The sequence below is a fragment of the Kribbella sancticallisti genome (assembly GCF_039530625.1).
Taxonomy (GTDB): Bacteria; Actinomycetota; Actinomycetes; order Propionibacteriales; family Kribbellaceae; genus Kribbella; species Kribbella sancticallisti.
The window spans coordinates 1-24,969 of the sequence record NZ_BAAAOS010000029.1; the positions used below are offsets into that span (position 1 = coordinate 1).

Annotated in this window: 24 protein-coding genes and 1 pseudogene; 15 read left to right on the top strand and 10 right to left on the bottom strand. The window is 65.7% G+C overall.

Annotation, left to right across the window (positions count from 1 at the left end):
• Positions 1-53: 53 nt before the first annotated feature.
• Positions 54-515, bottom strand: coding sequence for a site-specific integrase (locus ABD255_RS21520; protein WP_344216666.1), 462 nt, complete (start codon positions 513-515; stop codon positions 54-56).
• Positions 516-809: 294 nt separating this feature from the next.
• Between ABD255_RS21520 and ABD255_RS21525 the strand changes: the two genes are divergently transcribed.
• From ABD255_RS21525 to ABD255_RS21540, 4 genes are all read left to right on the top strand, one after another.
• Positions 810-1,379, top strand: a complete 570-nt coding sequence (locus tag ABD255_RS21525; protein WP_344216668.1) for an RNA polymerase sigma factor — start codon at positions 810-812, stop codon at positions 1,377-1,379.
• Positions 1,366-2,157 carry a hypothetical protein gene (locus tag ABD255_RS21530; RefSeq protein ID WP_344216670.1) on the top strand — a complete coding sequence of 264 codons (792 nt, stop codon included), beginning with the start codon at positions 1,366-1,368 and terminating at the stop codon, positions 2,155-2,157. The genes ABD255_RS21525 and ABD255_RS21530 overlap by 14 nt, the downstream gene beginning before the upstream one ends.
• Before the next feature lie 284 nt (positions 2,158-2,441).
• Positions 2,442-3,062, top strand: a complete 621-nt coding sequence (locus tag ABD255_RS21535) for an RNA polymerase sigma factor (RefSeq protein ID WP_425554490.1) — start codon at positions 2,442-2,444, stop codon at positions 3,060-3,062.
• A complete protein-coding gene (locus tag ABD255_RS21540; protein ID WP_344216672.1) occupies positions 3,059-3,652 on the top strand; it encodes a hypothetical protein in 594 nt (197 codons plus the stop codon). The genes ABD255_RS21535 and ABD255_RS21540 overlap by 4 nt, the downstream gene beginning before the upstream one ends.
• 291 nt (positions 3,653-3,943) lie before the next feature.
• On the opposite strand, the gene ABD255_RS43815 is transcribed toward ABD255_RS21540, so the two are convergent.
• The 4 genes from ABD255_RS43815 to ABD255_RS21555 form a co-directional block, all read right to left on the bottom strand.
• Entirely contained in the window at positions 3,944-4,339 is a 396-nt protein-coding gene (locus ABD255_RS43815) for a hypothetical protein (protein ID WP_425554491.1), read from the bottom strand.
• A 291-nt stretch (positions 4,340-4,630) separates the two neighbouring features.
• Entirely contained in the window at positions 4,631-5,482 is an 852-nt protein-coding gene (locus ABD255_RS43820; RefSeq protein ID WP_425554492.1) for an aspartate racemase/maleate isomerase family protein, read from the bottom strand.
• Positions 5,483-5,796: 314 nt separating this feature from the next.
• Positions 5,797-6,615, bottom strand: a complete 819-nt coding sequence (locus tag ABD255_RS21550; protein WP_344216674.1) for an IclR family transcriptional regulator — start codon at positions 6,613-6,615, stop codon at positions 5,797-5,799.
• Between the two features lie 141 nt (positions 6,616-6,756).
• Positions 6,757-7,122 (bottom strand): RidA family protein, encoded by a 366-nt coding sequence (locus tag ABD255_RS21555; RefSeq protein WP_344216676.1) that lies wholly within the window; start codon positions 7,120-7,122, stop codon positions 6,757-6,759.
• Positions 7,123-7,268: 146 nt separating this feature from the next.
• Here ABD255_RS21555 and ABD255_RS21560 point away from each other — a divergent pair, with 146 nt between their 5' ends.
• From ABD255_RS21560 to ABD255_RS21580, 5 genes are all read left to right on the top strand, one after another.
• Positions 7,269-7,937 (top strand): RraA family protein, encoded by a 669-nt coding sequence (locus tag ABD255_RS21560; RefSeq protein WP_344216677.1) that lies wholly within the window; start codon positions 7,269-7,271, stop codon positions 7,935-7,937.
• Between the two features lie 286 nt (positions 7,938-8,223).
• On the top strand, positions 8,224-9,066 hold the full coding sequence (locus ABD255_RS21565; RefSeq protein ID WP_344216678.1) for a carbon-nitrogen hydrolase family protein: 843 nt from the start codon (positions 8,224-8,226) through the stop codon (positions 9,064-9,066).
• 56 nt (positions 9,067-9,122) lie between these two features.
• Positions 9,123-10,427: a type III PLP-dependent enzyme domain-containing protein gene (locus tag ABD255_RS21570; RefSeq protein WP_344216680.1), complete on the top strand. Its 1,305-nt coding sequence runs from the start codon at positions 9,123-9,125 to the stop codon at positions 10,425-10,427.
• Between the two features lie 15 nt (positions 10,428-10,442).
• Positions 10,443-12,056 carry an N-acyl-D-amino-acid deacylase family protein gene (locus ABD255_RS21575; protein WP_344216682.1) on the top strand — a complete coding sequence of 538 codons (1,614 nt, stop codon included), beginning with the start codon at positions 10,443-10,445 and terminating at the stop codon, positions 12,054-12,056.
• A 59-nt stretch (positions 12,057-12,115) separates the two neighbouring features.
• Entirely contained in the window at positions 12,116-12,889 is a 774-nt protein-coding gene (locus ABD255_RS21580; RefSeq protein WP_344216684.1) for an SDR family NAD(P)-dependent oxidoreductase, read from the top strand.
• A 238-nt stretch (positions 12,890-13,127) separates the two neighbouring features.
• Here ABD255_RS21580 and ABD255_RS21585 read toward each other — a convergent pair.
• Positions 13,128-13,453: pseudogene (locus tag ABD255_RS21585) on the bottom strand (transposase); the annotation flags it as partial.
• A 282-nt stretch (positions 13,454-13,735) separates the two neighbouring features.
• Positions 13,736-15,139 carry an aminotransferase-like domain-containing protein gene (locus ABD255_RS21590; protein ID WP_344216686.1) on the bottom strand — a complete coding sequence of 468 codons (1,404 nt, stop codon included), beginning with the start codon at positions 15,137-15,139 and terminating at the stop codon, positions 13,736-13,738.
• A gap of 127 nt (positions 15,140-15,266) precedes the next feature.
• Between ABD255_RS21590 and ABD255_RS21595 the strand changes: the two genes are divergently transcribed.
• Together ABD255_RS21595 and ABD255_RS21600 are read left to right on the top strand one after the other, a co-directional pair.
• Positions 15,267-16,352 (top strand): aminotransferase class V-fold PLP-dependent enzyme, encoded by a 1,086-nt coding sequence (locus tag ABD255_RS21595; RefSeq protein ID WP_344216688.1) that lies wholly within the window; start codon positions 15,267-15,269, stop codon positions 16,350-16,352.
• Positions 16,349-17,608, top strand: coding sequence for an MFS transporter (locus ABD255_RS21600; protein WP_344216689.1), 1,260 nt, complete (start codon positions 16,349-16,351; stop codon positions 17,606-17,608). Before ABD255_RS21595 ends, ABD255_RS21600 begins: the two co-directional genes overlap by 4 nt.
• Before the next feature lie 113 nt (positions 17,609-17,721).
• Here the strand turns inward: ABD255_RS21600 and ABD255_RS21605 are convergent, their stop codons facing one another.
• Positions 17,722-18,288: a TetR/AcrR family transcriptional regulator gene (locus ABD255_RS21605; RefSeq protein WP_344216691.1), complete on the bottom strand. Its 567-nt coding sequence runs from the start codon at positions 18,286-18,288 to the stop codon at positions 17,722-17,724.
• Between the two features lie 293 nt (positions 18,289-18,581).
• Positions 18,582-19,373 (bottom strand): hypothetical protein, encoded by a 792-nt coding sequence (locus tag ABD255_RS21610; RefSeq protein ID WP_344216693.1) that lies wholly within the window; start codon positions 19,371-19,373, stop codon positions 18,582-18,584.
• A gap of 507 nt (positions 19,374-19,880) precedes the next feature.
• Here ABD255_RS21610 and ABD255_RS21615 point away from each other — a divergent pair.
• The 4 genes from ABD255_RS21615 (at position 19,881) to ABD255_RS21625 (ending at position 22,443) form a co-directional block, all read left to right on the top strand.
• Complete coding sequence (locus ABD255_RS21615; protein ID WP_344216695.1) at positions 19,881-20,144, top strand: GNAT family protein; 264 nt, start codon at positions 19,881-19,883, stop codon at positions 20,142-20,144.
• A 40-nt stretch (positions 20,145-20,184) separates the two neighbouring features.
• The gene (locus ABD255_RS43825) at positions 20,185-20,358 is read left to right on the top strand and encodes a hypothetical protein (RefSeq protein ID WP_425554494.1); all 174 of its coding nucleotides are present in this window, start codon (positions 20,185-20,187) and stop codon (positions 20,356-20,358) included.
• Between the two features lie 442 nt (positions 20,359-20,800).
• Positions 20,801-21,691 carry a 3-hydroxyacyl-CoA dehydrogenase family protein gene (locus ABD255_RS21620; RefSeq protein ID WP_344216697.1) on the top strand — a complete coding sequence of 297 codons (891 nt, stop codon included), beginning with the start codon at positions 20,801-20,803 and terminating at the stop codon, positions 21,689-21,691.
• On the top strand, positions 21,688-22,443 hold the full coding sequence (locus tag ABD255_RS21625) for an SDR family NAD(P)-dependent oxidoreductase (protein ID WP_344216699.1): 756 nt from the start codon (positions 21,688-21,690) through the stop codon (positions 22,441-22,443). Before ABD255_RS21620 ends, ABD255_RS21625 begins: the two co-directional genes overlap by 4 nt.
• Before the next feature lie 243 nt (positions 22,444-22,686).
• Here ABD255_RS21625 and ABD255_RS21630 read toward each other — a convergent pair whose 3' ends face one another.
• Positions 22,687-24,876: a hypothetical protein gene (locus tag ABD255_RS21630; RefSeq protein ID WP_344216701.1), complete on the bottom strand. Its 2,190-nt coding sequence runs from the start codon at positions 24,874-24,876 to the stop codon at positions 22,687-22,689.
• Positions 24,877-24,969 lie beyond the last annotated feature (93 nt).

Sequence of the window (24,969 nt, forward strand, 5' to 3'; positions counted from 1 at the left end):
TCCGCAACCTCAGCGACGGACACCGACCGACACGTCGTCATCCAGAACGACGGTCAACACCGGCTCCGCTGCGCCGGGACGGGATTGATCAGCGGGCCCAGATCAGCTGCGCAAGCCCACTCGTAGAAGCCGAACAGCACGCTCAGGTGGTGATTGATCGTCCGGGCGGCGTACTTCGTGCCCAAGGTGGCCTTGCCGGTGACCGGGTTCACCGAACCCGGCGCCGGCGCATCCAGCCGACGGTCCAGTCTCTGCGACGAATCCCGTAGCCACTCCACGAACTCCCGCACGTCCACCCGTTCAACACGCTCCCATGCCGTCCAGCGAGCGTGCAGGAATCGGAACCACCGCAGCAGGTCGTAGGCGTAGCTGCGCAACGTTGCTAGTGAACAGTCCGACGCGGCCAGGTCGCGTAGGAACCCGGATGCCGCCGCGTGCTCGCTGTCCGGGAACAGCACCCGCCACTGCAATCCCAGTTCGAACTCCGCCACACTGCCAAGCTCAGCACCCGCCACCGCCACACCCTCTCCAGCTACACACCGAAGCGCCAATCGGCGCTCATGAAGAGTTCAGTCAACTAGCCTGAACTCTTCTGATCGCCAGTTGGTGCTCCAGCGGGTGCCGTTCCCCGGTCTCGAGCATGACGCGGCCTCGGAGTATCTGCGGAAGTTGGCGGCGTCGGATTGCAGTACGACCGTACCGCCCAGGATCGCTGCTCATGAGCGGGGCTAGAGGACCTTCCTAGTTGTGCTGATGGAATACCTCTCCTGTGGCGATACACCTAGGTGAGTGGTGGACAGGTAGGGGTTATGAGCAACCCGTTGGGCGGCGTCAGTCGAGCGTCGCGGTTCGTCGCGCTGTATGAGGCGACCTACGTGGATTTGATGCGGTTCGCGCAGCGCCGGGTGCCGGAGACGCAGGCGGAGGACGTCGTGGGAGAGGCGTTGCTCGTCGCCTGGCGCCGGCTGGACGAGGTACCGGCGCATCTGCCTGATGCGCGAGCGTGGATGTTCGGGATCGTGCGGAACACGATCCTGAACACACATCGCGGCGTACGGCGGCAGCAGGCACTCGCGGTGCGGCTGGCGGAGTCCACGGCAGCCTGGTCGCCGGACGACGCCGACCTCGTCACGCGCCGGGTCGATCTGGCGCGGGCCTGGGAACGGCTGTCCGCCGTCCATCAGGAAGCTCTGGCCCTCGCGGTGATCGACGACCTGTCGGCGCGCCAGGCTGCGGCGGTCCTGGGCATCACGGCGGTCGCCTTTCGCCTCCGCCTGTCCAGGGCCCGTCACGCGCTGCGCGCTCAGCTTGGTCACCGCGCCAAACCTGCCGCCGCGCCGGCAGGCCTCATCGAAAGGCAGAATTATGAAGCCCGTTGACGAGTTCGCCGAGCTGAAGGCTCTCGACCCGGCCACGGACGACATCGATCCGTCCAGCCCCCGGGCACGTGCCACTCTGGAGCGTGTCCTCGGGAGCGATCCGGCCTACGACGTTCGCCCGCACCGGACCCGCCGCAGGCTTGTTCGAGGAGCGGTCGCCACTGCTGCGGTCGCCATCGCGACACTGGCCGTCTTCGTGCCGCGGGACAGCGGGCCGATGCCGAACGGGGACATGGCGTTCGCGACCTGGACCGCGCAGCCGGGGGGCCTGTCCGCGAAAGAGCGTGCCGATGCGGTCAAGGCGTGCCGCAAGAGGTCGCAGGGCATGGGGCAGGACGACCAGGTCAACCGTGCTGGTACGGCGATCGCCGAACGTCGGGGCGAGTGGACCTTGGTGATCCTGACCGGACACGACCAGTTCGCGGCAACCTGCTGGATGAGCATCAACTCGCGCAACCGCCTGGGCGGCGGCTTCGGCAACGTCGACGGCCCCGGCCGGGCCGCTGTCGGAGCGCGTGAACTCGCCCCCTCCTTGCTGGGCCACATCGACATCGGCTTCAACGGACACGTGACGTCAGCGGTCGGCCGGGCCGGTTCCGACATCGTCGGGCTGACATACAACAGCCCGACCCGGGGCCTGGTGAAGGCCTCCGTTCAGAACGGCTATTTCGCCTTCTGGGTACCCGGCAGCGAGTTCGACGGATCACATCCCGTGCCCGTCCGAGTCATGTACCGCGACGGCACCAGTGCCGCCGTCAAGCTGAGCCGCGGCTTCTGACACCTTCCCCTGAAAGTGGTTGCGCGCCCGCCCGACAGCCCTCGCCCACCGGGTCGAGCGTCGGCGCGCTCCCGGAGCCTCGTCCCCTGCTTAACAGTTCAGCGAAGCTACATTCACTGAACCCTCCAATCCGCGAGTAGGTCTCGCGGCGGTCAACGCAGGCTGGCAGTGGAGGTCGTCCGGGGCTGGGAGCAGCCACTGCCCTCGACTCCTGGCCCGGTACTGATGTACTGCGGCGACCCAGGGCTCGCGCCCGGCAACTGACGACACGTAACGCGCGGCGGATGCCAGACCAAGTACTGCTGAAAACCGACACGAGAGGACGGAACGTGGCAGTGTTGCTGCAGATCGGACGGGACTCCGCTGCGTTCGAAACGTTCTATCGCGAACACATAGAGAGGGTGCAGAGGTTCATCGCCCGTCGGGTGGACGACCCCTACCTCGCCGCAGACCTGACCGCGGAGGTATTCGTCGCAGCGATCAACTCTGCGCACTCCTACCGACCGGCTCGCGGTACGCCGACCGGCTGGCTCTACGGCGTCGCTCAGAACGTGGTGTCAGCCGAGCGCAGGAGGCAAACCAGGGAACTGCGGGCGAACCAGCGGTTCTCCGGGCGCCGGCTACTCACGCCAGACGACGTGAGCCGGATGGAGGATCGGATCGACGCCGAGGCGCAGGCACGCCAGTTATTGCGGGCGATGGACGACTTGCCCGCGGGTGAGCGCGCAGTTTTGGAGCTTGTCGCGCTGGATGGGATCTCGCCCCACGAAGCGGCGCAGGTGCTCGGCATCCGGGCCTCGACGGCTCGGGTCCGGCTGCATCGCGCCCGTGCCCGCCTGCGCGATGCAGCACCGCCTCTAGCCATTTCATCCCTCGCCGACTTCAGCTCGAAGGACATCTCATGAACACATTCGAAGACGAACTCCTGGTTGAGCTGCGCACGCTGGTCGCCGACCGGGCCAAACAGCATCGACCACCTGTACGCAAGCGCCGGGTGATGATCAGCCTCGCTACTTGTCTGACTGTCGCAGCCGGTATGGCGGTTGCACTCCCGCTGCTCGGCGGCAAGCAAATTACCTCGCCCGCGTATTCAGTGACTGTTGGATCAACAGGGAAGGTGAGTGTGAAGATCATACGGTTCGAGGATGCCGAAGGTCTCGAGCGAGACCTTGCCGCAGCAGGTGTCTCGGCCGACGTGCACTACTTGCCCGCGGGAAAAACCTGCAGGCGGACGCCGGCCGGCGTGGAGGTGACAGCCGATGAACACGTTCGCCCCGACAAGGCCAAGTTCAGACTGATTCAGTTGGAGAAGATAGCCGTGTTCGAGGAGCACGATGGCTACAGCGTAATGACCGTGGATCTGGCCGTGGTAAAGGGCAAGACACTGACCATGGAAACGACCTCACCTCGCCCACTCGGACCGATGAGTGACTCGCTGAACGTTCATCTGCTGAAGGACGGAACCTTCGGACCGTGTGTGGTGGTGGACGGCTAGGGAGTCGGCCAGGCGCTCGAGGACGGTGGCAGATAAACGTGTAGATCGCCGGCGGTTGCTGCTCCTTAGCCTCGGTCCACCGATGGATTGGGTGAGTGGCTGGGGAGGGCGTGCCGGAACGCGAGAACGCCCTTGCGTGCTGGGAGATTGGGCCTTGCGACAGTTCGGAAGCTCTCACCCAAAAGGCATCTCTGAGGTGCAACTCTCTCATACGCCGCGGTCGATGGGTGGCGAAGTTCGACAATCCCGAATCTAGTGTCGTCGGCTGGTCTGCCGGATGTTCGGCCACGCCTACGCTCCGTCGACGCTCGGATCATTCCTGCGCAGCTTTACCTTCGGCCACATCCGCCAGCTGGATGCGATCGCGTCGCGGTTCCTGGCCGCGCTGGCCTGCCGGGCACCGCTGATCGGCCGGCTCACCGACGGGCTGCTGGCTGCGGTCACCACCACCGGCACCACGACCAGCACCGCGCCGGTGATCGTGGCGCAGCGGTTGCGGAAGGGATCGGTCGGTTCGCCGCACGGCACCAAGCGCCTGATCACCGATGCGCTGAAGACCGTGCGCGGACTGCCGGGTACGTCGGCCGGCAAGTCGCTGGTGGGCGCCGACCCGGCCACCACCGGCGCGATCCGACACAAACTGATCAACGTCGCCGCACGGATCGCGTCATCGGCTCGCCGAATCACCCTGCACCTGTCCCTCAACTGGCCCTGGCAGCCCCACTGGACAGCGCTGTTCGACCGCGTCTGCAGCCACCGCCCACCGCCACGTCCTGACCAACACGCCGAACCACGGCCCGACCGGACGACGAGTGGAACACACCCGCAGCGAGGTGGGGCGCCCCACCACGCACATCCGGCCGAGCACGGAGCGCATCGAGAATCAGCCCCCACACCTGGCCGGTCGGTGGAATCGAGGCTGAGCTCGGGCACCACCGCAGTCGGCGTGTACACGGTACAACCCGATCAGCACGGCATTCACCGCAGCCACGACGATGTGCGGCGGTCTCGGGAAACTCGGGTCGCCGACCTCAAAGTGAAGGATGGCCGGCATCGTCGAGGCGAGGCGAGGCGAGGCGAGGCGAGGCGCATTATCTCCCTGATCCCGGACCGGGAAGTGCTCGCGCCAGTGCTGAGATCACGTCGGCATCCCCACAGCACGTCAGCCAGATTGGTACGCGACAGCAACGACCCGTATCCGCAGACAGACGCTCCGCCAGCAAGCGCGTCGAGAGCCAACCGTGCCAGCGCCTGGCTAGTCGTCACGGCAGGAACGCCGAAGTCTCGTTCAAGCTCCTCGATCACCTCGCCGGTGCGTAGGTCGGCCGCGAGTACCACCGGGTCGAAGTCACCTTCCACCGACCTCGCCAACTCGCTGACCTCCGACGGCTTCCGGCGGCCCACCTCATCGCTGTCGGAGATCCGCAGTGACGCATGGGAAGCGATCTCGATACCGCGATCGGCCAGCGACGCCAGCAACAGCCTGTCGATAGCCTCCGGATACGGTGTCACGAGGCCGATTCGCCTGGCTCCTACCCAACGGACGGCACGGACCGTCGCGTCGGAGGCGGCACAAGGGCGTCCCGTCCGAGCCTCGACCCCGGCGCTGAACTCGTGATTCCACGACGTACCCCTCGCGAGGCTGGTCGAGAGGCATCCGTACAGGAACAGATCCGCACCGGAGGCCACGAGTTCGTCGACGGCACCGACTGTTGTCGCCGACATCGACAACAGGGCTTCCGCGTTCGGCCCGGTCGCCGCGATGGGGCTGACCGACTTCGTTCCCTGGGCCGTGCCGGTACTCAATTGCCGAGGCGTTGACCTTCGCATGTGAGGGCGCTCGTGTCACGTCCTACCCAGGCGTGAGTGTTGCTTGCCGCACAGTGCCATGCCATACCGACTAAGAGGCGTTTCCCTGTACAGCCAGCGATCCGTGATCGTTGGCTGTACAGCACCCGCGGCCGGAAACACCACAGCGAGTCGCGGCGCCGCGGCGATTGTTGCCGCACGGCGCCTGCTCGCGCATCGTGGACCGGGCGGACGTCCACCACCAGACCTCGACCCCGGTGACCGTGATGGACCTGGTCACCGGGGTCCGGCATGTGCCTGGTTCCCTGGCGTTTGCGTGGGGGTCTGGCAAGCCTCTAGTCGCGGTATCTCGCGATCTCGGTTGCCGCCTCACGCAAACGGCTGGCGACCCGCTCGATGTCTTGGACTGGGAGGCGCGAGGCAGGCGCTGACACGCTCAAGGCCGCCGGCAGCAGCGTGCCTTGAATGGGAACAGCGACACAGCGCCCGTCCACCTCGTTCTCGGCGTCGTCGACCGCGTAACCGAGCCGGCGAACCTTCGCCAACTCCTTGAGGTATCCGGGGACCGTCGTGATGGTCTGCGGCGTCACGGCTGGCATTCCGGAGTGTTCCAGGGCGGCGAGGACCTCGGCCTCGGTCAGGAAGGCCGCGATCGCCTTCCCCAGGGCCGTCGAGTGAATCGGGTCCCTGTCCCCTCCCTTAGCCGCCATACGAACGCCACGCTTACTCTCGACCAGATCCAGATAGATGATCGACGACCCGTCGAGAATTCCCAGGTTGATGGTCTCGCCCAGTTCGTCACGCAGTGCTTCCAGGACCGGCCGGGCTCGATGCCTCAACAGCTCGAGGTGACGCGACTGCATACCGGCGAACCCGAGTCCCAACCGGTACAGGCCGGAGACGCCATCGCGCTCGACATAGCGGTGCGTCTCAAGGGTCCACAGATACCGGAACGCCGATGACTTCGGCAGTTCGGCGGCCTCGGCGACCGTCGCCAGACTGACGCCCTCGATAGAGTCCTGCAGAAGGTTGAGGACGGCACAGACACGATCGACCGCTCTGACGGTGTAGTCACGGTCAGGCTGCTCGACCGGCCCGGGCTCGCCCGGCTCGCGACCGACAGGACGCGCTGTGTGGAAACCTGGCTTTGGCAACGTCGATGTCCTTGACTTCTGCAGGTGAAGAGAGCGTTCCAAAAGCGTACCGAAGCCGCGACCGCTGTTCTCGCGGCCGCGACGGTTCGCGTTTGGTGAGACGAGTCGCGGCCGTACGGACATGCCCCGGGCCGAGCCGAGTCACAGCGTCTCATGGAGCACGGCGATCGCGTCGATCTCGAATCGGATCTGCTCTGGCAGACAGCCGGTGACGGTCGTCCGTGCCGGGAGTGGGGCGGAGAAGTACTGCGAGTAGGCCTGGTTGAACTCGACCAGATCGTCCGGGTCGCGAACATAGGCGCCGACTTTGACGATGTCCGCGAGCGTCAACTCCCACGAGGCCAGGATCTGGCGCAGGTTCTCGATCGACCGCGCCATCTCGTCGGCGAAACTGCCCGGCACGACCTTGCCGTCCTGCACCGAGGCTTGCCCCGACACGAAGAGCAGTCCGCCGGCGGCGACGGCGGATGAGAAGTTGTGGGTATGGCCGCTACGCGCGTCCGGCATGCGAGCTCCATTCTGGAACACCTAGTTTGATCAATGAAACCAAGTTCAGTAACTACGGGAGGCACGACACCTCGCCGCCCGCAACCCATCCCCTGGCTGGACGAAAACGTTGACCACATCCAAGCATGGGCCCTATTTTATGAACTATGAATTTCACTAGCCGAAACCTATCACAGGCTGTCGACGACCTTTCCCCGCTCTCCGTGGCAGTTGTCGCCGACACGCTGGATCGCCTGAGCCACCGGAACCAGGTCGTGCATCCGCGGGTGCGGCACATGGCGGGCCCTGCTCGCCTGCTCGGCCGGGTCAGGACGGTCAAGGTGGAGGCCGTCGATGCCGCTCCATCCGAGCCGTATGCAGTGCTCCTGGCGGCAATCGACACGGCGTCACGTGGGGATGTTCTCGTCATGGACGCCGGCGGCCAGGCGACGTCAGGCCTGTTCGGGGGCCTGCTCGCGAATGCGTGCCGGGTGGCCGGCGTCGAGGGGGCCGTCATCGATGGCGGTCTCCGGGACCTGGCTGAGCTAGGAAAACTCGACTTTCCGACGTTCGGAGCAGCCACGCACCCGTCCGACAGCTACTCCAGGCAAGAGGTGGTTGCCTTTGATGTCCCGGTCCAGCTCGGCGGGGTCCGTGTGAACCCCGGCGATCACTTGATGGCCGACAGCGACGGCGTCGTCGTCATTCCCGGCTCGATCGTCGATCAGGTCGTCGAGCGCGCCCTTCAGAAGATCGACACCGAGGCCGAGATGCGCGCTGCGCTACGGAACGGCATGCGGCTTCGCGAAGCGTTCGACACCTACGGCGTGCTCTGAGTCCAGCTTGCGGGCTCGTTGACAGCGGCCGACCCCGCATCCCGTTCCGGTGTCTACCCCACCGGCCTGGTTTCGCTGCGACCGCGCGGCCAAGCGCACTCAAGGATCACGGCAGCCTCCAGGCGTATCGATCCCGGCAGAGGTCGCTCCTGCCGTTGTGCCGTCGATCAAAATCAACGACCCAGGTCATCGACGGCATCCAGATTCTGACCGGCCCGTACCGGCAGGGCTGCTGCGCGTTCCGCAGCAGCACCCAGAACCCTTGTAACCACGAAAGGACCAGGAAGTGGCCCAGCTTCGGATCGGGTTGGCGCAAGCGCGTCAGACCGACAACTTCGACGAGAACGTCGCCACCATTTTCCGATTCGTCGAGGACGCGGCGCGCGCAGGCGTCCAGGTCCTCTGCTTCCCCGAGTCTCAGACCGTCGGCTACCGCGTGGACATCACGCCGGCCAACCGCCCCGTCCCGGTCGCGGAGCTGGACGAACTGCACGCCCGCCTCGCTGCTCGATGCGGAGAACTCGGTATGGCGCTCATCCTCGGTACCGAGACGCCGTCCCACCAGGCCTGCGGGAAGCCGTACAACTCTGCATTGGTGATTTCCGAGCGCGGGGCGATCCTTGGCGTTCATCACAAGACCCGGCTAACGCCGATGGACGCTGTGGCGTACACGCCCGGAACCGAGATCGAGACGTTCGAACTGTTCGGTGTCCGGGTGGGTGTGGTGATCTGCTTCGAGGGATTCCGGTTCGCTCAGACCACCGAAGAATGCGTGCGTCAGGGCGCCCAGGTGGTCTTCCATCCGCAGAACAACACGACGCGTCCCAATGACTGGAAGATCCCGGTTCACCACGCACTGATTACCGCTCGTGCCGCCGAGAACACCGTCTGGTTCGCGTCCTGCAACCCGTGTCTGGTGCCACATCAGAACTGTGCCTCGATGGTGGTAGCCCCGAACGGCACGATCCACGCCTCCTCCACCCTCAAGAAGGAGGAGCTCGTCGTCGCCGACATCGACACCGACCTCGCCACCCGGGCGATGTTCCTCGATGACATGGAAGGCAAGGCGGCCATGCTTTTCGCCGAGACGGTCGACCGCAGCGAGTACGGGGCTGCGCTCGAGTCGTAGCCCTCGGACGACAGCGCGCCAAGGATCAGCAGGACAGGACGGCGAAAGGAGGCCAGATGATCGACAGTGCTGCTCTGGCGGCGCTCGACGGGCGAGTGTTGGGTCCGGAGCACAAGAGCTTTCCGCCTGCGGCGTGGGGTAAGACAGTCCGCGAGTACTTGAGCGCCGGGCCCACCCTCGACTGGTTGTCCACACCGTTGCTGACCGTCGACCGGGCCGCGCTCCAGTCAAACGTAGCCCTGATGGCCAGCTGGGCCCGCTCGGCGGGAATCCAACTGGCGCCCCACGGCAAGACGACGATGGCACCGCAGCTGTGGGCGTTGCAGTTCGACGCCGGCGCTTGGGGGATCACCCTGGCGACACCGTGGCAGGTGCAGCTCGCCCGGTCGTTCGGTGTCGGCCGGATCTTGTTGGCCAACCCGATGGTCGATCCCGTGGCACTGGCCTGGCTCGCCGGGGAACTGCGCGCGGATCCGTCGTTCGATTTCTTCAGCTGGGCGGACAGCGTGCGGACCGCGGAGCTGATGGATCGCGCGCTGGGATCGAGCCAGCTGGAGCGGCCGGTCAACGTGATCGTGGAGATTGGCGGGCCAGGCGGACGCTCCGGTGCACGCTCCAGCGAGACGGCCCTCGCGGTGGCCATGGCGATCCACCGCTCGCCACGGCTCGCCCTGGCCGGCATCGGCGGCTACGAGGGCGCGCTCAGTCATGACCGCGAGTCCGCCGGGCTGTCTGCTGTCCGGCGGTTCGTCGACCGGATAGGCCGGCTGCATCAGCGGATCGCCGCCGATGGGCTCTACGGCACAGATGCGATCGTCACTGCCGGGGGCAGCGCCTTTCACGACATCGTGGTCGATCAGCTGGCCGGCCTCGCCGGCGAGCGGAACGGCCTGCGTACGACGGTACTGGTGCGGCCCGGTGCCTACGCGATCCATGACGACGGGTTGTACGCCGGCATCTCGCCACTGGCGCCCGCCCGCGCCGAGCACCCGCTGCGCTCGGCCATGCACGGGTGGGCGCGGACGCTGTCCCGCCCCGAGCCGGAGCTCGCCCTGCTCGACGCGGGCAAGCGGGATCTGCCGTTCGACGTGGGGTTACCGGTGCCGCAACGGATCATGGGTGCCAACCCGGGCGCGTTCGGTGCGGACCTTGCCAGGGCCAGCGTCACCGCGCTCAACACCCAGCACGCCTTCCTCCGCCTGCCCGGCAGTACAGCTGACGCCGTCCCGGTGGGCACGGTGGTGCGGTTGGGGCTCTCGGATCCCTGCACGGCCTTCGACAAGTGGCGGCTGATCCCCGTCGTCGACGACGCCAACGCAGCGAACCCCCGCATCGTCGAACTCCTTCACACCTTCTTCTAGGCGAATGGGCGGGCCATGACCGACTTGTTGATTCGAGCCGTCGATGTCGTCGACGGGACCGGCGCGGCCAGATACCAGGCGGATGTCCTGGTCGACAGTGGTCGGATCGCCGAGATTTCCGCCCCGCGGACGGTATCGGGTGCCGGCACAACCATCGAACCGGCTCCCGGGTGGGTCCTCACGCCCGGGTTCATCGACATGCATGCGCATTCCGACCTGCACCTGCTCACCGAGCCCGGCCACTTCCCGAAGATCAGCCAGGGCGTGACCACCGAGGTGATCGGTCAGGACGGCATCTCGTACGCGCCGATCGACGATGCCGCGCTCGGCGTGATCCGCCGCCAGATCGCCGGGTGGAACGGCAACCCGAGCGAGCTGGACTTCTCCTGGCGCAGCGTTGCCGGCTATCTCGACCGGCTCGATCAGGGCATCACCCCGAATGTGGCCTACCTGGTGCCGCAGGGCACACTGCGCCTGCTCGCAGTCGGCGCCGAGCAGCGGCCGGCCACACCCGCCGAGATCCGCCACATGCAGGACCTGCTGGCGCAGGGACTCAGTGAGGGCGCCGTTGGAATGTCCAGCGGACTGACTTATACCCCCGGGATGTACGCAGACACCGCGGAACTCGCCGCGCTATGCGAGGTGGTCGCCGACTTCGGTGCCTTCTACGCCCCACACACCCGTTCCTACGGCGCCGGTGCGCTGAAGGCCTACGCCGAGATGATCGACCTCGCCCGAACCACCGGATGTGCGCTTCACCTGACCCACGCAACGATGAACTTCGAGGTCAACCGGGGGCTGGCGACGGAGTTCCTGGACCTGGTCGACGCCGGCCTGGCCGTAGGCTGCGACATCACCCTGGACACGTACCCCTACCTGCCAGGCTCGACCACGCTGTCCGCGCTGCTGCCGAGCTGGGCGATGTCGGGCGGTCCGGACGCCGTGCTTGACCGGCTGCGGGATCCGCGGACCCGCGCGCGCATGGCCCAGGCCGTCAACGTGAACGGCTCCGACGGTTGCCACGGCGTCATCGTGGAGTGGGGCACCATCCAGATCAGCGGGGTAGGCGATGAGAGTCTCGGCGAGTATGTCGGGATGACGATCGAGGCGATCGCTGCGGACCACGGACTCGCGCCCGTGAACGTGTTCTTCGACCTACTCCAGCGCGACAGCCTGGCCACCACGATCTTGCAGCATGTCGGCCACGAGGACAACGTGCGCGCGATCATGGTGCATCCCAAGCACACCGGCGGCAGCGACGGCCTTCTGGTGGGCGAGAAGCCACATCCGCGGGCGTGGGGCACCTTTCCTCGCTATCTCGGCCACTACGTCCGCGACGTCGGCCTCCTGGGTCTTGAGGACTGCGTCAATCACCTGACCGGCCGTGCTGCGCAACGCATCCGACTCACCGATCGCGGCCTCGTCCGTCGCGGCTATGCAGCCGATCTGGTGTTGTTCGACCCCGCCACCATCGCTGACACTGCGACCTTCGAGGACCCTCGGCAGCAGGCGACCGGAATCAGCCACGTCATCGTCAACGGCGAATGCGCCATCGCGGACGGTCAGCCGACCGGACGACTGGCCGGCCGGACCTTGCGCAGGGACTCCACGACCAAGCAGACACGTTGATCCGGCCGACCAATCCGGAAGCCCACCACGCTCGCAACCGCGTTCCACAGAGGACTGACATGCAGAGGTACGAAGGTAAGGTCGCACTGATCACCGCAGCAGCGCGGGGCATCGGGGCCGCCGTCGCGCGGCGGGTTTCGGTCGAGGGCGGCTCGGTGGTCATCACGGATCTGCAGCAGGACGAGCTGGACGGGCTCGCTGCCGAGCTAGGTGACAGGGTGCTCGCCCGCCGGACCGATGTGACCAAGCGGGACGAGATCGAGGCGGCGGTGGCGGCCGCTGTGGAGCAGTTCGGCCGGCTCGATCTACTGGTCAACAACGCTGGTGCCGGCATCGTCTCCACCGCACCGGAGGACACCACCGACGAGGAATGGCATTCCCAGCTCGACGTCACCCTGGTCGGCGCGGCCCGCTGTATCCAGGCCGCGCTGCCGTACTTGGTGGAGACGCGCGGCAGCGTCGTGACGGTCGGCTCAGTCAACGGGATCGCTGCCTTCGGCAACATCGAGTACTCCGCCGCCAAGGCGGGCCAGATCGCGATGATGGTGAACTACGCCGTCCGGTACGGCAACGTCGGCGTCCGGTTCAACGTGGTCGCCCCAGGGACGATCCGGACGCCGTACTGGGATCATCACCCGGACACGCTGGCAGAGTTCGAGAAGATGTACCCCCTCGGCCGGATCGGCGAACCCGAGGACATCGCCGCCGCAGTCGCCTTCCTCGGCTCCGCTGACGCCGCCTGGATCACTGGCCACACCCTACCGGTTGAAGGCGGCGTCCTCGCCGGACCCGCCCTCCTCGACCTCAGGGTTGATACTGGCGGGCTCCGCTGAACCGTTCTGTACTTGCAGACTGTGGGTCTGGTCGATCTCTGTTGTGCCCTGATTTCGTCACGCAGAGACGCCTGGTGAACCTGGTGGCGGCGTTGCCGGGGATGGAAAGCGCGGGATGGCGGAGTTGGGATCAGAGCCGGCGAAGGCCAGCCCGATGACGAAACCCGCGACCTCCTCGAGCTGACGGACGCGATCCAGCGGCCCCAGTACGGCCGGCACCCCGCCAACGTCACCCACCCGGCTTGGTCTCGATCTCCACGTCAGCCGGGACGCCGGCCTTGCTCGCGCCTGTCGGTATCGCCGGCCCAGACCCGCTGCAGATACAACTCCCGGTCGATCAACGCGTGCCCGGCAGCGCTGGCATAGGTCGGCTATACCGCCACCTGGGGCGTTCTCGATCCGCCCGGCGGTCCCGGTGTATTGGCGCTGCACCCCAACAGTGTGGGCGCCCTTCTTGGGGTCGCCGGTCCTGTCCACCACGAACACGGCATCGGTCTGCCCGCGCCGCTCGACGCCATACAGGCGCAAGTCGTCGCACACACTGTCGCTGTCCCAGTTCGCCTTCTACACACGGTGGGCGCGTCGCTGCCTACGTGGGCATGGTCATGGACTAATTCATCGAATAGGTGTAAGAGATCAGCCGAAGAATCGCGCGGTGACCGCGTCGTGTCCACGTCCGTGCGGATCGCCACGTCGTACCCGAGGCACTGATGGCCGGACCAACTATTCATCCCGCTCCCATACGGACGCCCGCATGGCAGGCCCACCTGAAGTCACCCGCGTCACGCACCGGCGGATAACAATCTTGACGTTCTCTTGCTGACTGTCGCAATGCTGACGAGGACGTCAGACCACCTGACGACACACCCGCGACAGACGAGTGACGGCCCGTTCCAGCTCAGCGGTATCGCCGCCCGCGGCGAAGCTGAGCCGCAGGTACGCCGCTGGTGACTCGGCGGCGAAGTACATTCGGCCGGCACTAACTGCGACGCCTCCCCGCCGAGCAGCGCTACCGATCGTCACGTCATCCTGGCCGTGCGGCAGTTCGATCCAGAGATGAAGGCCCCCGGACGGTATTTGGTGGATCGTCCAGTCTGGTAGTTGCTCCTCGATCGCTACCGCGACGGCGTGGCAACGCTGGCGGAGCGCCGAGGCGAGGCCGCGGACATGCCGCTCCCATCCTGGCGAGCTGAGCAGCTCGACGGCCGCTTCCTGGAGAGGGCGGCCGATGAAGAAGTCGTCGACGTGTCTGATCGCGCGGAATCGTTCCATCACAGGGCCGCGGGCAATCAACGCGCCAAGGCGCATACTCGGAGCGGTGGCCTTGGTCAGAGACGTGATCTGGACGACTGTTCCGTGCTGATCGTCAGCCAGTAATGTCCTTGGCACGGCCGTTCCGTGGCCGAGGTAGCGGGCGAAGTCGTCCTCCACGACAAACGCTCCGGCGGCCCTGGCGACGTCGAGCACCGCGCGTCGGCGATCGGCCGAGTAAATCAGACCCGTCGGATTGTGGAAGGCCGGCTGGCAGTACAGTAGCCGTGCGCCAGTCAGCTCGAATGCCTCTGCTAGCAGATCAGGACGTAGCCCGTCGTTGTCGAGCGGCACGGGCACCGGTCTCAATCCGGCTGCGCGAGCTGCGGCCAGCGCGCCTGGGTAGGTCGGCGACTCGACCAACACCGGGCCCCCCGGCGGCGCGATCGCCCGCATCGCCATCGACAAAGCACTCTGCCCACCCGCAGTGATCAGCACATCGTCGGCGGTGACGACGCCGAGCGTGGGCCCAGCTGCCGTCGCAAAGATTGACCGCAAGGACTCCAGCCCACTGATCGGGGCGCGGTCCCAGGCATCGGGACGACGAGCGGCCCGGGCCAGCACGGCGCTCAGCATCCGCCTGGGTTGTAGGGACGGATGGAGATAGCCGCCGTTGAGCATAATGGTCCCCTCGGGGGCCGGCCCGAGGATGTCACCGAGGTTGGCGGTATCAATGGCACGGTCCGCGAGGGCTACCGTCTGCCAGCCCAGGTCGAACCGGAGCGATTCGGCCCCCTGGCCAGGGGCCACGAAAGTGCCGCTACCCGGCCGGGTCACCACTACGCCTTCCGCCGCCAGCGCCGCGATCGCACGCGCCACCGTCCCTGGCCCGACGCCGTATTCAGCCATCAGTTGCCGGCTGGTCGGCAGCTTGTCCCCAGGTGCGAGGGCGCTGATCCGGCCACGGAGGCGCTCAGCCAAAGTGCTACCGTTGGTCATGGATGTTCATGGTAGCACTACTGATCTGTCGACGAAATCGCTACTGCAGCTCCGCGCGGACACCCCAGGCGTTTCCACGGTGGTGCACTTCAATAATGCCGGCTGCGGGTTACTCACGACTTCGACGTTGCGAGCCGTTCAGGATCACGTCGCTCTGGAAGCCGAGATCGGCGGTTACGAGGCTGCCGCCAGACGCGAGGGCGCGGTCGCCAACTTCTACGAGGCAACCGCAATGCTGCTCGGTTGCGCGGCTCAGAACATTGCCTTTGCCAGTAGCGCTACGCATGCCTACTCTGTGGCGTTATCGGCGATTCGCTTCGCCGCCGGGGACGTTGTACTGACGACGCGCAACGACTTCATCTCCAACCAGCTCGCTTTCCTCTCACTGCACCGGAGGTTCGGTGTCGAGGTCGTGCACGCGCCCGATCTTCCCGAGGGTGGCGTGGACGTCGACGCGCTGGCCGAGCTCATACGGCGGCGTCGGCCGCGGCTCGTCGCGGTCACTCACATCCCGACCAACTCAGGACTGGTCCAGCCCGTCGCCGAGATCGGTCGAATCTGCCGCGAGTACGACATCCTCTACATCGTCGACGCCTGCCAGTCGGCCGGTCAGCTGCCGCTGTCCGTCGAGCACATCGGCTGTGACTTCCTCACCGCGACCCCACGCAAGTTCCTGCGCGGACCACGCGGTTCCGGGTTCCTCTACGTCTCCGACCGCATCCTTGCCGGCGACTACGAGCCGCTCTTTATCGACATGTACGGCGCTCGGTGGACCGGCGCCACGCAGTACCAGCCGCTCCCGACTGCGGCCCGGTTCGAGGACTGGGAGTTCTCCTACTCCACTGTCCTCGGGTGCGCCGCCGCCATCCGGTACGCCCTCGAGGTCGGTGTCGAGGCCGGTGGCCGGCGAGCGATCGACCTCGCCGCCGACCTGCGCACCGGCCTCGACCGACTGCCCGGAGTCCGGGTTCTCGAGCGGGGACAAGTGCTCGGTGCCCTTGTGACATTTGCGATCGACGGCTGGCAGGCCGAGCCGTTCAAGGCCGAGCTCGACCGGCGGCGCATCAACTCGGCGCTGAGCTTCCGCGAGTTCGCGCAGTACGACTTCGGCGACAAGGACGTCGACTGGTGCTTGCGACTCTCACCGCACTACTACAACACCGAGGACGAGGTGGCTCAGATCCTGGCAACGATCGAGGAATTGGTCGCATGACCGCAACACCGGCGCAGACGGAGGCGACCTCACTCTGGCGCAACGGCGACTTCCTGCGCTTCTGGTTCGGAGAGACGGTGTCCTTGCTGGGCAGTCAGGTGACCGCTCTCGCATTGCCGTTGACCGCGATCTCGGCGTTCCAGGCGACCGACGAGCAGGTCGGTGTCCTGCGGTTCCTGCAACTCGTCCCGTATCTGGGTCTCGCGCTTCTGTTCGGCGTCTGGGTCGATCGATCGCGGCGTCGGCACGTGATGCTCTCAGCGAACTTGGCCCGGCTGGTTCTGATCGGACTCGTCCCGTTGCTGTACTTTCTCGACCTGTTGACGCTCCCCCTCCTGCTCGCATTGGCGTGCGCGATCGGAATCGCCTCGGTTCTGTTCGACGTCAGCTGGATGGCCTATGTACCCACGCTGGTCAAGGGACCCTCGCAGTACGTCGAGGCCGGCGCCAAGCTCAGCATGAGCTCGTCGGCGGCCGATGTAGCCGGTCCAGGTCTCGCCGGTCTCCTGATCAGCGCGGCCACCGCTCCGATCGCCCTGGTTGTCGACGCCATCAGCTACCTCGCCTCCGTCCTGTCCCTGCTGACGATCCGTACGCCGGAGCGGCGGCCGGACGGCGTACGCCGGAAGGTCGGACCGGACTTGCGCGAGGGCCTGGGCTGGGTGTTCGGCAATCCGCTGCTCAGGTGGCTGGCCCTCATTGGTTTCTGCTGCAACTTCTCGATGATCACCGTTTGGACACTGTTCCTGCTCTTCGGCACCCACGACCTGAGGCTGTCGGCCGGCATGCTCGGTATCGTCTTCAGCAGCGCGTCGGTCGGAGGCCTGCTCGGGGCAGTATCGGCCCGTCGAGTGATCCAGCGCTTTCCACTCGGCCGCGCCTATCTGACTGGCCAGACAATGCTGCTGCTCGGTCCCGGTTTGCTGCTCTTGGCCCCCGGCTTCGCCACTGTGCCCATCTGCATCGCGTCGTTCTTCGTCACCTACCTGGGCCTGGGCGTGGCCGGGGTCATCATCGTGAGCCTCCGGCAGACCTTGACTCCACAGCACCTGATGGCGCGTATGACTGCAGCGTTCCGTACGCTTCTCTTCGGCGGGGGCGCTCTCGGGGGCCTTGCCGCTGGCGTGCTCTCCGGCGCCGTCGGCACCGGAACCGCTCTGCTGATCATCGCCGGCGCATCGGCCAGTATGGTCGTACCACTGCTGTTCTCACCCGTGGTTCGTCTGCAAAGGCTCCCAGACCCGCCTGGGGCCTGACCGGTGTCGCTACGGAAGGCGGGAGCCAGCAGCATCACTTAAAGCATCGGCGATCGTTTCTCGGGGCCCGCGCGTCGAATTTCTCACGATCCACAGAGGGACGGCGTCGGCTTTCAGTGGCGACGACGTCCAACGCGCCGGTCTGACGGGCTGGCGAGAAGGATGGCCTCGACGAGGGCGCGGGCGTGGTTGGCTGGACCATCGATGCCGAGGGCCTGCACCGAGGCATAAGCGCCCTCGAAGATCAGAGTCAGGTGTGCAGCCAACTGCTCTGGATCAGCCGCCTTCAGATCCTTCGCAAGTGCGACGAACTGACCGTGAATCCACCGCTTGACCTCGACCGCCTGCTGGTGGCTCGCCAAGGACTCGTCAGGGAACTCAGTCAACACCATCAGGAACGGGCAGCCGCGACAGACGTCCGGCTGGAGCATCACATTCTGCTCGTCGAAGAGGGCCAGGATGCGCTGCAGCGGATCATCGCCGCCACGATCGAGCGACGTGCCGAACCACTCGCGATAACCCTCGTGAGCCCGGGCGACGTACGCCGCGATCAGGTCATCCTTGGAGGCGAACAATCGGTACAGAGTGGTAGGCGCAATTCCGGCCTCGGCTGCGATTCGGTCGACGCCAACCGCGCGGATGCCCTGCCAATAGAACAAGTCGCGCGCGACCTGGAGCACTTGCTCCCGAGTCTCGTCCGACCTTCTCCGTAACCTCACGCCTGGCATCGCCACGTTCTCAGGATAGCAACTTTGGGAAACGCTCCCTATCATTCCAAGCAGTAAGTCCCCACGGACTGCGACCGGCGATCAATACGGTCGGTACGGCGTCCCACACAACGGTGAGCGTGGAACCCCAAACCCAGGTCGGCAGGATGCCAGGCATTGGCTGCACGTGATGCAGGGCCTTCGACGGCAGGCGTTGACGCCGACCTTGCTGGTCACGGCACCAACGCCCAACGTCGACCGGAGGATTACTGCACCGGGCGGTTGTCTACATATACACAGGTTGCCTGTCCACTGCCGACGACGAGGCTGGTGTTCGCGTCGTACACGGTGAGTGTGACCGTCTCGCTCAGGTATTCGAGGTTCGAGGGTACGGAGTGCACATAGCCAGTGTCAGACCACGCCCCATCCACCGGGCGGACCGTGTGCGTGACGGGCGGTGTGCTCGAGTGCGGACCACTCCAGTAGCCCGGGCTACCGACGTATTTCCAGGTCCGGTTGTAGCTGTACGCGAGGTTGAGGCTGGCGTTCCGGCTGAACCCGGTTCCGCTTGCGGTGGTGGAGATCTCGCCTGTTACCGGGTTGCAGTTGATAAGGGTCGTCGTCCGCAGATCTCGCGCGCAAGACCCCTCAGCACTCGCAACGATTCCGGAGGAGTCGCGGACCTCGACGCGCACCGTCTCTGTGTAGAAGTCATAGTCCGAAGCCGACCACGCCCGGCTGTAGCCGTCCACGGAGATGGTTCCGTCCGCGCCGCTCACAGCCGCGACCGTGGTGCGGCTACCTCGAGCGGGGATCGTGCCCTGTGCGCTGGACGTGACGTAGCTCCCCTGTTTTACAACGAAGTCGACGGAGAAGGCGTAGCCCGACCGGAATCTCCCGCCAGTCGCCTTCGTGCTGATCCGGTTGATCGACGCGTCGCAGTCGATGGAAGCGATCAGCGGACCCGCAGCAGCGGCCGCGGGACCCGTGGTGAGAACACTTGAGGTGAGCAACGCAACGACCGCTGTCACGATCGTCGCTGTGATGCGTCGCACCATCCTGTCTTGCCCCTTTCAATGAAGTACTTCTTGCTCCAGTCCAACCGTGTGGAACGTCCGTGCTCGCGCGGGGTTGTAGGCAGCATCGGATGATGAGAAGTGCACGAGGAGCCTACGAAGGTTCTCCCTGCCGTCCCCCAAGGCCACAGCACCATCACACCGGCGTTCGTCGGATCGACCTCGGTGGGAGCATTCTGCGCCGGGGTTGGGTCGACCGGCTACAGGGTTCTCACAATGGGACCAACGCTTCGAACACCTTCGAATCCAACAGATGCGGCAGCTTCTCCCGCCAGCGGTTGTTCGGGCGAGATCCGACGATCCGGTCGCGGCGGCCCTGCCGAGCGAGTTACCCGCAGATAAGATCTCCGACGTTCTACTCGCCCGGCATTGCCGGCGGAAGCATTAACTGCCCGGTAGGGCTGCTGGACGGCACACCGACAACGCGGACGGAGTGGCTGCGGAATTGGCCGGGGTGGTCCGTTCGCCATCACAGGTATCGTGCCATCCGTGACCGCAATCGTGCGTACGTACGAACCGCAAGACGCCGAGCCGACCTGGGACGCCTACTTTCGGGCGATCCGGGATACGGCTTCGAATGACTACTCGCCGGACCAGGTCACCGCCTGGGCACCGGAGTCGGTCGACCTCGCGGAGTGGAACGAGCCCCGGTTGGCCGCCCACACCATTGTGGCGACGATCGATCGGCGGGTCGTCGAGTTCAGCGATGTGACGGACGACGGCCTGCTGGACATGCTCTTCGTGGCACCCTGAGGCCGGCGGCCGGGGCGTCGCTCGAGCGCTCGTCGATGCCGTGGTCGGCAAAGCTCGTGAGCTGGGTCTGTCCGAGATCCACGCCCACGCGAGTCGGACTGCTCTCCCGGCGTTCAGGCGCTTCGGATTCGAGGTCGAGCGAGCCAACAACGCCGACAACTACATCCGAGGCGCAAACGTGCCGAACTACGACATATACCTCAAGCTGGGCTGAGCGCACCTCACGCGCGTTGCGTGTCATGCCCGCGATCAGGGAGCACCAGCCCTGTTCCAGGCGAAGCGGCGGCAGCCTCGGCTGTACGGCGACTAAGGCGCCCGAAGCATCGACCGACGGCCGCACGAATCCGGGCCGGCCGATCAACGCGATACAGGTCCATCGCGGAGAGCAGTGGCCCGCGGTCGCTCGACAGCGACCAACTGTCGGGTTCCTCGAATCCAGGATCGCGAACCCAAAGACCCGTCGTCGTCTCGATGTTCCGAGGGCTCCACGGTCCACCTCCGCGGCGAACCATGGGCAACCGGCGCGGATCGGCAGCACACACGATGTCAGTCTGATCCTCGACGCACGGGCTCAGATTCCGTCTGTTCTCAACGATCTGAATCCCGTAGACTTTCGGGTCATCTGAAGATATTTCCTCCATTTCGAAGGATCCGTTATGTCCGTGATCGCCGTACTGGGGCTGGGGACGATGGGTCAGGGCATCGCCGTCAGCGCGGCCGGCGCGGGCCACCAGGTGCGCCTCTTGGACCAGCCCTCCCGACAAGCCGACTGCGTCGACGCCGTCCGGCTCCGCTTCGATCGGCACAGCACCGGCCAGCCCGCGGATCTGCGTCCGGCCGCCGACCTGGCCGACGCGGTCGGGCCGGCCGACCTCGTCATCGAGGCGGTCCCGGAGTCGCCGGAGCTCAAGCGTGCCTTGTTCTCGGAACTCCACGGTCTGGTCGCTCCGGATGCGGTGATCATGACCAATACGTCGTCGTTGCCGCTCGACGAATTGGTCTCCGCGGTCGAATTTCCTGGGCGTTTCCTGGCGGCGCACTTCTTCCACCCCGCCGAACTGATCCCTGGAGTCGAGATCGCGAGAACTCCGGCGACCGACCAGGAATCTGTGGACGTCGCGCTGGCTTTCTTGCGCACGCTCGCCAAGGAGCCTGTCGAGGTCCTGCCGCAGGCCGGCTTCGTCGCCAACCGGCTGCAGATCGCCCTCTTCCTCGAGGCGCTCGCCTGTGTTGCCGAGGGAGTCGCCGCACCGGCGGAGATCGATACGATCGTCCGGACCACCTTTGGCCTTCGGCTGCCCGCCTACGGCCCGTTCGCCATCGCCGACATGGCAGGCCTCGACGTCTACCAAAGCATCCTGGCAACCCTGCACAGCCAGCATGGGGAACGCTTCGCACCGCCTGCCGAGTTGACCGCGCTCCTGGAGGCGGGCCGGACCGGCCTGAAGAGCGGTGCGGGCTTCCACACCTACAGCGCGGAGCGCTCGACCGCACTGGCCGCCGAGCGTGATGATCTGTACCGCCGCATCCTGGCAGCGACCGCGTGAAGGCGGTCATCACCGGCGGCGGTAAGGGCATCGGCGGATCCATCGCGGCCCGGCTCGCTGCTGAAGGAGCGTCGGTCATCGTGGGAGGCCGGGATCTCGAAGCCCTTCGGGAAACTGCCAATCGTCTGGGGGACGCCGTCCATGCGTTGCCGGTTGACGTGACTGACAACCACTCGGTGGAGGTCTTCCAGCAGCTGGCGGAGCAGGCGATCGGCGTTCCGGACGTCGTCGTGTGCAATAGCGGGATCAGCGGACCGACCGGTCCGCTGTGGGAGCTCGACGAGTCAGGCTGGAACGAGACGTTCAACGTCAACGTCACGGGCACGTTCCGGACCTTGCGGGTCTTCCTGCCCGGCATGATCGCTCGCGGAAGCGGCAGCGTGATCCTCGTCGGGTCAATGACAGGTAAACGCCCGCTGGCCGGCCGGACGCCCTACGCGGCCACGAAGCTGGCGCTGGTCGGGCTGGCGCGGACATTGGCACTCGAAGCGGGTCCATACGGCGTCCGGGTCAACGTTGTCTCGCCCGGATTCGTGGCCGGCACGCGCCTCGACTGGGTCATCGATGCCCAGGCAGCGATGGCCGGCGCCAGTCCGGACGACGTTCGGGAGCAACTCGAGCGGCAGATTCCTCTGCACCGCTTCGTCGCTGCGGAGGACGTCGCCGCAACTGTGGCCTTTCTCGCCGGCGACGGCGCCCGCTCCGTCACCGGCGCCGACATCAACGTGACCGGCGGCCTGGAGATGCACTGACCAGTCAGGCGGAAATCAGCCATCGGCGAGGACCTGCGCCTGGGTGTGTGTTCGGCTGATGGAATACCGGCGCTGCGCAGTCCTCGATGGCACGCGCTCGGGCCTCCTAGTTGCCAGTCTCGCGCCGCCTCAGGGTCAGGACGAACCGGTGGCCGCTGGGTTGCGGGGCTCCATCCGCTGTGTGGCGTGGTTCGGCGCCCGGCCCTTGGAGGACCGGACGCCGTGGTCACCGCTCGATTTGCCTCAGCGAGTCATGAGTACCTGCGCGTGCATGGCGGGATGGGGGTCGACGATGGTCCACCCGGTGGTGCCTTGCTCGAAGTTGCCGTTCACGATGTTCAGGCCGACGGATTCGATTTCGTCGAAGCCGACATCGATCATGTAATCGCCGACGCCCTGCAGTTCACACAGAGCGAACAACAGCAGCACTTCGGATTCACCTTGGACGAACTCCGTGATGTCGATCGGCCCCCAGAGTACTTGGCCGTTCTGCCACATGTTGACATCATGGGCCACATCCATGTTGCTGATCAGGTTCTTACCCTTACTGGTCACAAGGCTGACCTGCTTGTAATGATATCCACCCAGGCTGCCGACGTACTGGTCGGAGTCCCACCACGAGAGCTCGTAACGCGGCAGCCCGGGGGTGACGCTGACCCTTTGCTCTGCCCACACGCAACTCGAGGTACTGGTCGCGGTTCGCTCGGGAACGAAGAGACTCAAACGACCCTTGCCGTACATGGCGCTGTTCGGGATGGTGCCCCTGCCTCCCGGCCAGTACTCCTGACCGGCTGCCGGAATGGTCAGAATCGGCAGGTTGGATGTCGTCGGAATGCCCGGCGCCGGCTGACCACCGAAGTGGGCCGCGATGACGTCGAAGATGTCTTTGGCTTGATGGTCGGTCCAACGCTCGAAGGAGCCGTAGAGGGTTCGGCTGGCCTGACGGAACTGCCAGTCCCTGGTGGCGGGGTTGTTGTCCTCGAACCCAGGGTTGTGGACCGTGAACCCGGTCGGTTTCAGGCTGTCGAAGCCGACATCGATCGGGAGGTGACCGGTTGCCGCAGCGGTGTAGAGCCGAAGGCTCAGCTTGGCCGAGGTCTTCCCTTTCAACACCGAGTGAAGAGAGAGGTGCGTCGGCACCCAAGTGAATCCGAACTCGTCGACGATGTCCGAGCGCCATACCGGTATGTCGTCCACCAGAACTTCTTTGATCAGCTTACCGGCTTTGCTCGGGGTCCGGCTGACTTGGTCGAACGTCGTGAAGGACAACTTATGGTCGACAGCGTCCGGGATGACGCTGACTTGCTGGTAGGCCTCGGCATATTCGCCGGCGGCAGCGGATGTCCAATTGCCCTGGGCGAAGCTGAGCCTGCCGAAGCCGGTGTTAGCCAGATTGTTCGACGAGATGGTCGGTCGTCGGTCGTAGTTGACGGGTGCACCATACGCCACGACGCCACCGATCTGGTTGGCTGCGGCGTACGGGGCAGCACGGCGCAGGACCTCTGCGACGTATTCGGGACTGGGTGGAACGGAAGCGTCGAGGAATCGATCTGTGTAGGTAAGCAGGATCAGGTCCAGGTTTCGCGGAGACAGCTTGGCCAGCAGCGAATTCAGTTGGCTCTCCACGAACCTGGGATCGCTGGTGCTCTGGGAACCGCCGAGGTATGGAAGCAGTGTGCCATCGATGTAGGGCGCCAGCTTGTCCAGATGTTCGTCGGTGTAGTCGCCGAGGTACATCGTGGTCAGGAAGCCGAGGTTCGGGTTGATGGCGTCCTGCGTAGCCTTGATCTGACCGAGGTAGGTTGGGGTGAAGAGGTCGCTGTTCTGCGCGACCAGGAAGTCGTCGATCTGCCAGGCCTTGACGTTCGGGAACTCCAGGGAGAGGTTCGCGATGGCCCGGGCCCAACCGATGTAGTCCATCTTGTACGGCCTGGAGCAGTACCCCTCGAGATAAGCAGCTCCCCTGTTTGTCTGACACTCTGATGGCGGCACCACATCAACCCAGATGTCGATGCCGGCCGCCCGCGCCCGTGGGGCGAACTCCGTCCGCAGGTCGTCCCAGTCGGTCGGCGCCTCCCAGATGCCGAACAAGTAGGTATTCGCGTTCATGGCCGTCAGCCGCTCGATGAGTTTCGCGGAATCGTAGTGACGGTATCCGTCCGCGCGGGGCTGTGACTCGCGCAGCTCGGCGTCGATAGTATTCCCGCCAGTCTTGGACGCCTTGATCCCGCCGGGAGGGATGATTCCCTTCTGACGGGTCTTGGGTAAGAGCATCGGCGCAGCCGACGAAGACGCTTCGACCTGAGATGCGGCCGTCCCGCCAATCAGCGGTCTCGCGCTCGCGGCCGGTGCTGCTTGTGCCGCGATGATCATCGCCATGACCAAGGCAAAGGTGATCATCGGGATGATCTGTCTTCTGAGCGGATGTTTCATCGCATCCTCCGCAGTTCTCTGCGCCCCGGGGTCGGCTAGTACTACAGCCGGAGTTCGTGATGTTCGGTTGAGTCGGTGATTTGGCGGTCTGGG